Source organism: Collinsella sp. i06-0019-1H4 (assembly GCF_042849575.1).
In the GTDB taxonomy this organism is placed as follows: domain Bacteria; phylum Actinomycetota; class Coriobacteriia; order Coriobacteriales; family Coriobacteriaceae; genus Collinsella.
The window spans coordinates 2,104,651-2,117,388 of sequence record NZ_BAABYB010000001.1 but is presented as its reverse complement, the minus strand read 5'-3'; the positions used below and the strand labels follow the sequence as shown (position 1 = coordinate 2,117,388).

At 58.3% G+C, this 12,738-nt stretch carries 9 protein-coding genes; 5 read left to right on the top strand and 4 right to left on the bottom strand.

Annotated elements, in window-relative coordinates; all coding sequences use genetic code 11:
• The first annotated feature begins 139 nt into the window (after positions 1 to 139).
• Complete coding sequence (locus ACGHEN_RS09340; RefSeq protein WP_390398992.1) at positions 140 to 904, top strand: DeoR/GlpR family DNA-binding transcription regulator; 765 nt, start codon at positions 140 to 142, stop codon at positions 902 to 904.
• A 505-nt stretch (positions 905 to 1,409) separates the two neighbouring features.
• On the opposite strand, the gene lacG (ACGHEN_RS09335) is transcribed toward ACGHEN_RS09340, so the two are convergent.
• Together lacG (ACGHEN_RS09335) and ACGHEN_RS09330 are read right to left on the bottom strand one after the other, a co-directional pair.
• The gene (gene lacG, locus ACGHEN_RS09335; protein WP_390398991.1) at positions 1,410 to 2,831 is read right to left on the bottom strand and encodes a 6-phospho-beta-galactosidase; all 1,422 of its coding nucleotides are present in this window, start codon (positions 2,829 to 2,831) and stop codon (positions 1,410 to 1,412) included.
• Positions 2,832 to 2,906: 75 nt separating this feature from the next.
• A complete protein-coding gene (locus tag ACGHEN_RS09330) occupies positions 2,907 to 4,685 on the bottom strand; it encodes a PTS lactose transporter subunit IIBC (protein ID WP_271739414.1) in 1,779 nt (592 codons plus the stop codon).
• A gap of 305 nt (positions 4,686 to 4,990) precedes the next feature.
• Here ACGHEN_RS09330 and ACGHEN_RS09325 point away from each other — a divergent pair, with 305 nt between their 5' ends.
• Positions 4,991 to 5,971 carry a LacI family DNA-binding transcriptional regulator gene (locus tag ACGHEN_RS09325; RefSeq protein WP_390398990.1) on the top strand — a complete coding sequence of 327 codons (981 nt, stop codon included), beginning with the start codon at positions 4,991 to 4,993 and terminating at the stop codon, positions 5,969 to 5,971.
• A 266-nt stretch (positions 5,972 to 6,237) separates the two neighbouring features.
• Here the strand turns inward: ACGHEN_RS09325 and lacG (ACGHEN_RS09320) are convergent, their stop codons facing one another.
• Positions 6,238 to 7,677, bottom strand: a complete 1,440-nt coding sequence (lacG, locus tag ACGHEN_RS09320) for a 6-phospho-beta-galactosidase (protein WP_390398988.1) — start codon at positions 7,675 to 7,677, stop codon at positions 6,238 to 6,240.
• 66 nt (positions 7,678 to 7,743) lie between these two features.
• The gene (locus tag ACGHEN_RS09315; protein ID WP_346976859.1) at positions 7,744 to 9,519 is read right to left on the bottom strand and encodes a lactose/cellobiose PTS transporter subunit IIB; all 1,776 of its coding nucleotides are present in this window, start codon (positions 9,517 to 9,519) and stop codon (positions 7,744 to 7,746) included.
• 356 nt (positions 9,520 to 9,875) lie between these two features.
• Between ACGHEN_RS09315 and ACGHEN_RS09310 the strand changes: the two genes are divergently transcribed.
• From ACGHEN_RS09310 to ACGHEN_RS09300, 3 genes are all read left to right on the top strand, one after another.
• On the top strand, positions 9,876 to 10,880 hold the full coding sequence (locus ACGHEN_RS09310) for a LacI family DNA-binding transcriptional regulator (RefSeq protein WP_390398986.1): 1,005 nt from the start codon (positions 9,876 to 9,878) through the stop codon (positions 10,878 to 10,880).
• A 214-nt stretch (positions 10,881 to 11,094) separates the two neighbouring features.
• Entirely contained in the window at positions 11,095 to 11,433 is a 339-nt protein-coding gene (locus tag ACGHEN_RS09305; RefSeq protein WP_089572387.1) for a PTS lactose/cellobiose transporter subunit IIA, read from the top strand.
• Positions 11,434 to 11,737: 304 nt separating this feature from the next.
• Positions 11,738 to 12,727 (top strand): hypothetical protein, encoded by a 990-nt coding sequence (locus ACGHEN_RS09300; protein ID WP_390398984.1) that lies wholly within the window; start codon positions 11,738 to 11,740, stop codon positions 12,725 to 12,727.
• Positions 12,728 to 12,738: the final 11 nt, after the last annotated feature.

Below are 12,738 nucleotides of genomic sequence, written 5' to 3'. Positions count from 1 at the left end.
CACTAAAGCAGGGGGTATTTTTCTCAAAAAAGTGATGATTGGAGCTGTGCTGGCGTTGATTTTTGACGCGCACGAGTCTGATACAATTTGTTCGTTACTGTTTGAATGATATGTGCGCAAAGAACGGCGAGGATTCATCGTGATTAAGGCGGAGCGACAGGATAAGGTTCGTCAGCTGCTCGAGGAACAGGGCACGGTCTCGGTCAAGGAGATCTCGGACGCACTGGGCGTCTCGGATATGACGATCCGCCGCGATCTTGAGGAGCTTGCGAGCCTAGGTGAGATTGAGCGCGTGCACGGTGGAGCCCGTAGCGCGCAGGGCCGTCCACATGCTATGTTGCGCCATGAGTATTCGCACAGCGAAAAGCGCACTAAGCATGCCGAGGAAAAGCTGCAGATTGCGCGCCGTGCTGTGGAGCTTATCGAGGAGGGCTCGACCATCTTTTTGGGTACGGGCACTACGGTGGAAAAGATGGCCTCGATGCTGCCGGCGTGTCGCCTGCGCATTGTGACCAACTCGCTTTCGGTGTTTAACCTGCTCGAGGCGCGCGAGGACTGCGACCTGTGCCTCGTGGGCGGTATGTACCGTCGCCGCACCGCCGCTTTTGTGGGACCAACGGCCGAGGATACCCTGCGTGCGTTGGGCATCGACGCGGCGTTTATCGGCGCCAACGGCATTCTGGATGGCGACGTATCTACGTCCAACATGGACGAGGGCCGTATCCAGCAGCTCGCCTTTAGCAAGGCCGACTCACGCTATCTGATCGCCGATTCCAGCAAGATCGGCAAGCGCGACTTCTACACCTTCTGTCGCTTGGACAGCCTGGATGCCGTGGTGTGCGAACCGGGTATCGCCGCCGAGAATCGTGCCGCCATCGAGGAACACACGCAGGTCATCTGCTAGCTAACGCTATGGGATTGCCAACAGGCGATGCGGGAGGACTTTTACCTCCTGTCATTGTGGGGAATCAACGCGTGAGCGCTACGCGATATGACGCGTAAATGAGGACTCCACTATCAAATTGTCTCAACCTGTGACAGGTAGGGGTGAAATCACCAACCAGATGTTACAGATTGGGGGATTGTCCTGTGCATTTGTCTCAATCTGTAACAGCTAGGACCCAAAAACTCGACTAGATGTTACAGATCGAGATTTTGTCTACCCAGCCATCATCTTTGTCTCGATCTGTAACAGTTAGACGGCTAAAAGCGAGTCAGATGTTACAGATCTAGATATTTCGAACCGGGTGCCCCCGTTCATCTCAATCTGTAACAATTGGGGCCGAAAATCCCTGCTAGATGTTACAGATCGAGATAAACGGCCTGCTCGGGCTCACCAAAAACAAAAAAGGCCGCATGCGAACCCGTGGGGGATTCGCATGCGGCCGACAGGGGATACGCGGCTGAAGTTAGGCCATGAGCAGGCCGGTCTCCGCGACGTTCTTGTACCAGTACGCGCTCGCCTTGGGATAGCGCTTCTGGGTCTCAAAGTCGATGTAGAACAGGCCATAGCGCTTGTTATAGCCGTTGGTCCAGGAGAACTGGTCCTGCAGCGACCACACAAAGTAGCCGTCGACGTTCACGCCGCCGTCAATCGCCTTGAGGATCCATGCGAGATGCTGACGCATGTAGTCGATGCGAGGGGCGTCGTCGATAAAGCCGTCCTCGAAGTCGTCCTTATAACCCATGCCGTTCTCGGTGATGTAAATCTTCTTGTAGTTGGGGTAATCGTTCTTAATGCGGAGCAGCAGGTCGTAGAGGCCCTCGGGATAGATAATCCAGTCCCAATCGGTGGTGGGTACGCCTTCGCGCACGCATGCCTCACCAACGCCCTTGAGGAACCAGCGCGAGGAGCCCTTGTCACCGGTGCCATTGTGGTTGATGTCGTTTTCGCCCTCGGCGGCACGCAGGAACTGGCACTTGTAGGTATTGACGCCCAGGCAATCGTTGTAAGGGAGCGCGGCGGTCAGCGCGGCGATGTCCTCGTCGCGGACGTCGAGCTCGCCGCCGGCGATATGGGCCAGCTTGGTCGCAGCCTCCATGGTGTCGGCTGCATAGTGGCCGCGGAAGGTGGCGTCGAGTACCCACCGGTTGTTGATGACGTCGGCCATGCGGGCGGCCTCGCAGTCGGCGGCGTTGTTGGGGTCGAGGGGATACTTGGGCTCCAGGTTCTGGACAATGCCGATCTCGCCCTCAAAGCCGCCCTCATGGAAGGCGACGACAGCCTTGGCGTGGGCCACCATCATGTTGTGCATGAGCTGGAAGGCCTTGTCCAGGCGGTACTTCTCGCCGTGCGGCCAGTTGCCGACGATGAAGCTGCCCTCGGCGGTCGCGGGAATCTCGTTAAAGGTAAACCAGTGCTTGACCTCGGTGAACTCGGCAAAGCAGAACTTGGCGTACTCGACAAAGGCGTCAATCGTCGTGCGCGTCAGGAAGCCCTCGCCGCCGTCCTGGTAAAAGGCCTCGGGCGTATCAAAGTGATCGAGCGTGACATAGGGGATAACGCCGGCTTTGTTGCAGGTGGCAAAGAGCTCGTGATAGAAGGCAACACCCTCGGGGTTGATCTCGCCAGTGCCGTTGGGGAAGATGCGGCTCCAAGCGATGGAGACGCGGATACCGTTGATGCCGAAGCGCTGGCACAGGTCGATATCGACCGGATACTTGTTGTAGAAATCGCTTGCGGGGTCGGGGGAGAAGCGACCCTGAGCAGCCAGGAAATCGTCCCAGGGCACTTTGCCCTTGCCGTGCGTGCGGGTCTCGCCCTCAACCTGGTAAGCAGCGGTGGCGCCGCCAAACACAAAGCCGTCGGGGAACTGCATGGGGTTGGTCATGAGTCATCCTTTCTGTGGGATACGAATAGGGAGGGTGCCCGAACTGGGGATCCGGGCACCAACAGAGGGAGGAAACTAGTCGAGGTTCTCGCGGAGCCACTTGATGGCGCCAGCGGGGTCGCGGGTAAGGTCGATATATTCCTTGCCGCGGGGAGCGAGCAGCTTAATGCCCAGACGATCGGTGTCGGCCTTCATGTCGTTGTAGTAGCTACGAACCTGCGGGGCGAGCACGATGACGTCGTACTGATCCATGATGGCAGTATGCTGGCCATAGGCGCCTGCGGAGGAAGCGATGTTCTCTCCGGTCTGCGCAGCACCTTCCTTGATGGCGTTGGCAAGCATGGCAGAGGTGCCGGCGCCGGCGCACAGGACGAGGACCTTCAGACCGTCGACATCTTTCTTAGCGGATGCGTCGGCGGCGGGCTCGGGCTGATCGGCGACAGGCTTGCTGTCGGCGGCAGCGGCGGTCGGCTCGACGGAGACGGTAGTCTGCTCGATAGCGGGCGCAGAGGCGTTGGCGGCGATGGTGGCAGCACCATCGGACTCGAGACCCAGCTCGGCGGCGCGCTCGGCCTCCTGGTCGCAGAGCAGCTTATCGTATGCCTTCAAGAACGGTAGGTAGATGATGGCGTCCAGCAAGATGATGATCGCGACAAATACCAGGGCGATAAGCTGGAAGTTCGTGGTGATGAAGATGCCGATGGGGGCAGGGGTAGCCCAAGGCACCACGAAGGAGAAGCCGTTCATGCCCACGTTGTCGATAAAGAACTTGGCAACACTCACGTTGACGCAGCCGGCGGCAACAAAGGGGATGAGCATGTAGGGGTTAAGGATCATCGGCGCGCCAAAGAGCAGCGGTTCGTTGACAGCGAAGGCAACAGGAACAATCGAGGCCTTACCGACGGCTTTGAGCTGCTTGGACTTCATAAAGAGAATCAGCAGAAGCGGCACGATGAACGTGGCGCCGGTGCCGCCGAACTCACCCACGAGCGACATGTTGAAGGTGAGGGAATGGGCGGGGTGACCACCGGCCAGCAGAACCTGCAGGTTCTCGGCCTGGTTGGCAAGACGGATGGGGTCGATGCCCGGCTGGACGATCGAGGGGCCGTGGACGCCGATGAACCAGAAGAACGCGGTGGCTGCCTGGATAAGGATAAGGCCAGGATAGGTTTCTGCAGCGGTAAAGAGCGGGGAGAGCAGTTTGATAAGCAGCTCGGAGAACGGAACGCCCATGAGGTTGCGCACGACGACATCGATAATGCCGCAGATGATGACGGCGCCGCCAAAGGGGATGATGTCGCGGAAGTTCTGAGCGATGGCGCCCGGAACCTCCTTGGGCAGCTTAATGGTCAGATCGCGCGAGACGCAGAATTTGTAGACCCACACGGTAATGAACGCGGCGATATAGGCCGAGAACAGACCGCGCGTACCCATGCTGGTGCAATCGAAGACCGAAAGCTCGGAGCCGTTGAACTTGGTGGTGAACTGCGTAACAGCGAGCAGCAGCATGCTGCACTGGGCGGCCACCATGGTGGAGCCGTCGTTGAGCACCTTGCCGGCGGGCATGCGACGGTTCATGGATGCCGTGAAGTTCTTGGCAGTGGTGCCGGCGACCATGATGCCCATAACGCCCATGGTGAAGTTGTACAGCTTGTTGCACCAGTCGATGAGCGGTTGGGGCAGCGTGATGCCGACTACGCCGGGAAGGGTGGCGATCAACAGGAAGATCGAAGAGGTGAGGACGATGGGCATGCACCCAAGGAATCCGTCCTTGATGGCCTGGAGGTAGATGTTCCTCGAGATCTTCTCAAAGAACGGTTGATGCTTTTCGAGCATCTTTACGATGGCGTCCATAGAGCTCCTTTGCTGCTCGATGCGCGATGCATGTGGATGGAACTGGTCGTCGATGGATGGTCAGGACTGCCCGGAAACCTTCCTGCTTAAGGAAGGCATTGCGAAATGACAACGTTGTCATTTCGTTAATGACAACGTAAGACATTTCTGGAAGAGCAACAAGGATATACGGGCGAGCGGTCGATATTGTCCGGTGAATGGTTGATTTATCAGTCAGGCAGGTAGTGTATGCTAGAACGCAAAAAACAAGCGATAGAGAACCGAGCGGAGAAGCAGTGGCAACGATGGACAAGAAAAATGTCTCAATGAATGATGTGGCAGTTGCCGCGGGTGTTTCTCTCAAGACGGTTTCGCGTGTGATTAACGAGCCCGGTAGCGTGCGAGAGTCGACACGCGATAAGGTCCATTCCGCAATGGAAGCGCTCGGGTTTCGAACCAACTTTGCCGCGCGTTCGCTCAAGTTGGGCCGTTACGGGTGCATCGGCGTGGTGCTGTTCCACTTGTCGGGCGGTGCCGTGGACATGATTGACGGTATCGCAGATGCCGCCGAAGAACGCGGCTTTGCGCTCACGATGATCAAAAAGCGGGCGGGGGAGAAGATGACCCTTGCCGAAGCGGCGCGTAGGATGTCGCAGCTGCCTGTTGATGGCATGATCTTCAACCTGCGTCAGATGGTCGATGACTTTGATACTTTTGAGGCACCGAAAGACCTCAAGACGGTGATTATCACGCCGATGGAGCATCCTACCTGCTCTACCGTTAGTGACGATCAAGAGGGTGGCGCGCGCATGGCGTGCGAGTACTTCTTGGATCATGGTCACAAGAACGTGTATTTCGTTTCGGGTAAGAAAGAGTCGCTGTCGAGCCAGTGCCGTATGAAAGGTTGGCGTGCGGCACTCGAGGCGCGTGGCATTGAGCCGCCCGAGCCTCTGCAAGGCGATTGGAATGCGGATAGTGGCTATGCCGCGGGCCTTGTGCTTGCCGATAAACCCGATTGCACGGCGGTCCTCGCTGCTAACGACTGCATGGCAAACGGCGTGATGATGGCTCTACGTGACAAAGGGCTCAGTGTGCCCAATGATGTGTCCGTGATCGGCTTCGACGATGAGCTCTATAAGACGATTCCCAACTCGATTCTGACGTCGGTGAAGTTTCGCCACCGCGAGCTGGGCATCCGTGCGCTTAACGAGGTCGTCGCAGGTCTGGAAGCCCCGAGCTCCAGAAGCCGTACGCTCGTCTCGGGCGTGTTGGTCGAGCGTTCCAGCGTGAAAGACCTGCGGGCGTAGACGTGCTCGGCTCGTTCATCTCAACCCGTAACAGGTAGGGCCGAAAATCTCAGCTAGATGTTACAGATTGAGATCTTTCTGCTCGGGCGTTCTGTTTGTCTCGATCTGTAACAGCTTGGAGCGAAAAACTCGGCTAGATGTTACAGATTGAGACAAACGTGCGGTACGGTCTGCCCAAAAAAGGCCGGGGGCGGCGCGTCGTGTGACGTGCCGCCCCCGGCTGAGAAATGGGGACAGGTTATGTGGGCAGACAACCCCGCAAGCCGCTAGTCCAGACGACGGGTCTGCGCCACGTGCTTGTACCAGTAGGCGCTTGCCTTGGGCGTGCGCTTCTGGGTTTCAAAGTCAACGTAGAAGAAGCCATAACGCTTGTTGTAGCCATTGGTCCAGGAGAACTGATCCTGCAGGCTCCACAGGAAATAACCGCCCACGTTGACACCCACCTCCATGGCCTTGAGCAGCCAGCGCAGGTGCTGCTCGATGTAGTCGATGCGCGGCTGGTCGTCCACAAAACCGTCCTTGTAGGGGTCCTTGTAGCCCATGCCGTTTTCGGTAATGAAGATCTGCTTGTAGTTGGGGTAGCGCTGCTTGATGTAGACGAGCAGGTCGAACAGGCCCTCGGGATAGATGATCCAGTCCCAGTCGGTGGTGGGGATGCCGGGCTTGTTCACGTGCTCGCCAATACCCTTGACGCGCCAGCGGCCGGTGCCCTTCTCACCCGTACCGTTGTGGTGCAGGTCGTTCTCGCCGTCGTAAGCCTTCAAAAAGCGGCACTGGTAGTTGTTAACGCCCAGGTAGTCGTTGTAGAGCGCGGCCTCGCGCATGATTTTCAGATCCTCGTCCGGGATCTCGATGGTGCCGCCCGAGATGGCCGCCAGGCGGTTGGCGCACTCGAGGGTGTCGGGCGCGTAGTCGCCGCGGAACGTCGCGTCGAGCAAGAACTGGTTTTGCAGCACGTGCTCGTTGTTGGCGGCTTTGATGTCGGCGGGGTCGTTCTCGTTGAGCGGATACTTAAACTCCAACGACTGGATGACGCCGATCTTGCCCCTAAAGCCGCCGTTGTGGAAGGCCAGCACGGCCTTGGCGTGGGCGAGCATCATGTTGTGCTCGCACTGGAAGGCCTCGGCCAGATGAGCTTTGACGCCGCCGGGGAAGGTGCCCTCGATGTAGGTGTTGGAGGCGTCGGCCCAGATTTCGTTAAAGGTGAACCAGTAGGTAACCTGGTCGGCGTACTCCTTAAAGCAGAAGGTGGCAAAGTCCACAAAGGCGTCGATGGTCTCGCGGTTGAGGAAGTCGCCCTTCTCAAAGAGGGGCAGCGGCGTGTCAAAGTGATGCAGCGTGACGAACGGCTCAACATGGTGCTTATGGCATTCGGCGAAGAGGTCGTGGTAGAACTGGACGCCCTCGGGGTTGATCTCGCCGGTGCCGTTGGGGAAGATGCGGCTCCAGGCGATGGAGAGGCGGATGCCGTTGATGCCAAACTCCTCGCACAGTTCCAGATCGACGGGGTACTGGTTGTAGAAGTCCGAAGCGGGATCGGGGGAAAAGCGCCCCTGGGCCTCCAGGAAGTCGTCCCAGGCAACCTTGCCCTTACCGTGAGTGCGGGTCTCACCCTCTACCTGGTAGGCAGCGGTAGCACCGCCAAAGACAAAGTCCTCGGGAAACTGCGCAGGCGGGTTGGTGACGCTAGCAGGGTTAACGGACATGATGATCCAATCGTCTAAATCGAAGGGCCAGCCGGTCTTGGATGGTCGGCTGGCCTTGGGCGTTACTTACTTCGAAAGTTGCTCGCTTACGAAGGCGAGAGACTTATCGCCGTTCTGGGAGAGCTCGATGTACTGCTTACCACGGCAGGCGACGCACTTGTTGCCCACACGCTCGCAGTCCTTCTGCAGGTCGGCCAGGTAGCTGGCGGCCTGCGGGGCCAGGACGACCAGGTCAAAGTCGGGGAGCATGTCAACGTGGTTGCCATAGGCCTCAGCAGCGGTTTCAAGATTGATGCCGCGCTCCTTGGCAGCCTTGGCCAGCGCGTTGGCGAGCAGGCCCGAGGTTCCGCCGCCCTGGCAGAGCACGAGCACGCGCTTGCCGTTGAGGTCGCTGGCGGTCGTTGCCTCGGCAGCGGATGCTGCAGAAGCGGCGGGGGAGTCGGCCTTCACGGCCTCGGCAGCAGCGCCGGCGGCAACGCTCTTGGCGTCAGCCTTGCCCTGGAAGGCATCGTTGAGCTTAGCGGCCTTCTCGGCGTTCTTGGCGGCGAGCTCCTCCTCGGAAATCTCGGCCTCCTCGGCGCACTTCTGGGCGTCATAGGCACGGAAGAACGGATAGTACAGAACGAAGTCGACGACCAGGATAAGGGCGAGCATCACAAAGGCGAGCGGCTGGAAGCCCAGGCCCATGATGGTGCCGATGGGGCCGGGGACGGTCCAAGGCAGGGTGTACATAAAGCCGTTCATGCCCAAGAAGTCGATAAAGATCTTGAGGATCCAGATGTTGGCGATCGGGGCAAAGACAAACGGGACAAAGAAGACGGGATTGAGCACGATAGGTGCGGCGAACAGCAGCGGCTCGTTAACGGCAAAGCACACGGGGACGATGGCGGCCTTACCGACGGCGCGCATCTCCTGGGACTTGGCCAGGAAGCAGAACATAAAGACCAGGACGAGCGTGGCGCCGGTGCCGCCCATGCAGACGACGAAGTACTGGGCACCCTGGGTCAAGACAGCGGAAGCGTGCTGGCCGGCCTGGAACGCAGCCAGGTTGTCGGTCATGTTGGCAACGAGGGCGGCGGCGATGGCGGGCTCGACGATCGAGGGGCCGTGGACGCCGACGAACCAGAACAGGCTCATGGCGCCGTAGATCACAGCAAGGCCGATGTAGCCGTCGGCAGCGGTGAACAGGGGCTGGAACACCTGGATGACACCCTGGGCAAAGCAGAAGCCAAAGGCAGCGCGGAAGACGATGTCGAAGACCCAAAAGACGGTGATGCAGACGGAGAAGGGGATGATGTCCTTAAAGGTCTGCGAGATGTTGGGCGGAACCTGCTCGGGCATCTTGACGGTGATGTTACGCTTGATAAAGAACTTGTAGATGATGCCGGTCACAAACGCAGCGATGAAGGCGGTCAACAGGCCCTTGGAACCAAGGTAGGTGGTGTTGAAGCCACTGGCGGCGTCCGTGGCGATCGTGTCGCTCGAAAGGAGCAAGAAGCCGATGATGGCCGCGCACATGCACGAGATAAAGTTGATCTGGTTATTCTTGGGCAGATCGCGGTTCTGGGCGTCGGCGAAGTGCTTGGCGGTGGTGGCGGCGCAGGCGATGGCCAGGATGCCCATGGAGTAGTTGTAGCACTTCCACAGGGCATTGTTGATGTCATCGGGCCAGTAGAAACCCCAGATGTTGGGGACCGAGGCTACCAGGCAGAAGATGGACGAGAAGATGATGATGGGGATGACGGAGATAAAGCCGTCGCGGATCGCCTTGAGGTACTTGTTGCGGGCGATCGCGTTGAAAAAGGGCTGGCCCTTTTCGATGATGGCGATGAGTTGCTCCATGCAATGCTCCTAAGAGTCGGTGGGTTAGCAACGATGGTAGCTTTTGACTTTCGGTTGCCAAAATGTTGACGTTGCCATTTTGTGACACAAAAAAGAAGCGAACCGGTGGTCCCTGTGCCTGTGGACCGTCGATTCCTTGCGCGTAAACGATTGAGCCGCCCGGTGGCTCTATGTTTGCACAATGGCAACGTTAACATTTGGTCGACAAAAGCCGTTCGGGGAAGCAAAAATGTCGGTGAACGGTAGGTTTTGGGTGGTGAGCGTATGGTGGGGAAGGCGTTGGATATACTTGAAGGTGTTAAAAATGACTGCACAAGGTGCCACCAATGGCATCGTTGACATAGAAAGATCGACCTATGGCCGCTGTTAAAAAATCGGTATCCGTTAAGGATGTGGCGCGTCTCGCGGGCGTCTCGGAGCAGACAGTCTCGCGTACGGTGCACGATTCGCCCAGCGTGCGCCCCGAGACCAAGGAGCGCGTGCGTGCCGCCATGCGCGAGCTGGGGTATCGCCCCAATTTTGCCGGTCGATCGCTGCGCCGCGGCAAGTTTAAGACCGTCGGCGTCGCCATGTTCAACATTACCGGTACCGGCAACCTCGACCGTATGGAGGGCTTTGCTGCCGCCGCCGATAAGCACGGCTACGCCATTACCCTCACGAAAGTAGATGGGCATCCGTATACCCTCGAGAGCGCATCGTCGCGCATGAGCGCACTGCCGGTGGATGGCATGGTCGTGATCATGAATCGCATGCCGGCGGACTTTGGCACCTTCGAGCCACTGCCCGGCATGCAGACAGTGCTCGTTACCATGCTGGAGCACCCGCTGTGCTCGACGGTCGATAACGATCAGCTCGATTGCTCACGCCAGGTTGTCGAGTACTTGCTGGGGCAGGGACACAAGACCGTGCACTTTATCTCGTGTCCCGAGCGCTCGCTTTCGGGCATGCAGCGCGAGGAGGGGTGGCGCGAGACATTGCGCGCGCATGGCATTGAGCCACCGCGACTCGTTCGTGGCGATTGGACGGCACGGAGCGGGTATGCTGCCGGTCAGGCTCTGGCGGACGATCCGACCTGTACGGCCATTTATGCTTCCAACGACGCCATGGCCTACGGCTGCATTCGCGGACTCGAGTCGCGCGGAAAGCACGTGCCCGAGGACGTGAGCGTGGTGGGTGTTGATGACAGTCTGGGCGACATCGTGCCCGATCGTCGCCTGGCCACCGTGCGCTTTGACAACAAGCGTGTCGGCATGTGGGCAGTCGATAAGATTGCCGGCGCCGAGGGCGTTGTGTCTGGCGTGGAACACATGCTGATCCCCGGCGTGCTCGTAGAGGGCGATACGGTGCGCGATTTGCGTTAGGGTGCGGTCCTGATTGGGTTTCCGTTAATCATGTTTGATATTGTTCGAAATGGTTTGGAAACCGTTCACGGGCGAAAATTGACCGTTCATAGCTTGATATTATGTTTTGCGTTGTTCTTTTTTGTTTGAATGTTAATGTTTCTGCCATACAGAACGCAGCGCGTATGCCCGGACGCGATGCTCTCCATTGGTTCATATGTGAAAGGAACGCAATATGGCAACCAAAGAAGAAATCTCGATGGTTGGATTCGAGATCGTCGCATACGCAGGTGACGCCCAGACCGATCTGCTTGCAGCGCTCGATGCTGCTCGCGAGGGTGATTTTGAGAAGGCCGAGCAGCTGCACAAGGATGCCAGCGATGCGCTCATCGGTGCCCACGACACGCAGACCAAGCTGCTTTCGCAGGAGGCCGGCGGCGGCGAGATGGAGATGACCTTCATCATGGCCCATGCTCAGGATACTCTCATGACCACCATGATCCTGGAGAAGCAGACCCGCTTTACCATCGATGCCTATAAGCGCATCGCCGCACTCGAGGCTAAGCTCGCCTAACGAGCCTGCACAACTCGTCCCCTTCCAAAAGCCCTGCCGCTACCTGCGGCAGAGCTTTTCTGTATCCCATCTGTCTTGGTTGCGGTGAAATAGGGACTGAATAGGAGCCGGCGGGCGCAAAACAATCCCTATTCCACCGCAACTCATCCCGAGATAGTCATTGGGGACAGTCTTGTTGCGCTCCGTTCGTCCTCCCGTTCAGTTTTTTACTGGGTGGGTATACTTCCATCCGCAATACAGACCGGACTGAGGAGGTATCCAAATGCCGGATAACGGGTCAATACAAAAAAGAGACGCGCACGAGATGGCTCATGGGCGTCCTGTCCAGATAACCGAGCACACGACGGTAACCGAGCTACAGCCCAGCCTGTCCGATGTCGTGTGCGCAAACAAAAAGCTGCAGATTGGCTTCATCGTTGCGCTCGTGGTACTGGCGCTGCTGTCGGGCTTTGTAGCTCGTCCGCATTTCGCCGATACCAAAACTTGGGACTCCGCCATCGAGGTCATCGATCAAAAGAAAGGTAACGTACTGGCGCTCACGACCTCGTGCGTGGCACTGTCTGCGGGCATTACCGCGCTGCCGGGTGATACGGGAACGCCGGTTGCCGAGCAGCTCGCACAGCTTTCGGGCAACCTGGGAATCGTGCTTGCTGTGCTCTATCTCGAGAAATACTTGCTCACGATATTGTGGTCGGTTGGCTTGGGCATCTTAATCCCGTTTGCGCTGGTGCTCTTTGCGGTGTCGCTCGGCATACACGGGCGCTGGAGCACGAGCGCCGTCCTGCGCCGCGTGGCGACGCGCGTGTTGGTGGTTGCCGTGATCGGCATGGCGCTTGTGCCCGCAAGCGTATGGGTGTCGCAGAAGGTCGATGAAACGTATCGCGTAAGTATTGAGCAAGCTGAGCAAAAGGCAGCGGACGCTGCGGAAAAGACCGATACCGCGGAGAAGTCGACCGAGACCAGCACAAAATCGAGCAAGAAAAAGTCCGAGACCACGGAGTCCAAAAACGTGCTCGAGCAGTTGACTGACGGGGCCTCGAGCCTGGTCACTTCGGTGACCAGCGGTGCCAAGCAGATGACCGACAAGATCGTGCAGCAGGTGACCGACCTCATCGAAGGCGCCATCGTGATGATCGTGACCTCGTGCGTGATTCCTCTACTGGTGCTCGTGGCGTTCCTATGGCTAGGACACGTGCTGCTGGGGATCGATATCTCTGGCCCGGCGAACTATTTGACGGGCCGTTTTCTGAGCGCTCCGTCCAAACATGCCAAGAAGAGCGGGCAGTCTGAGTAGGCGGCAAAGCG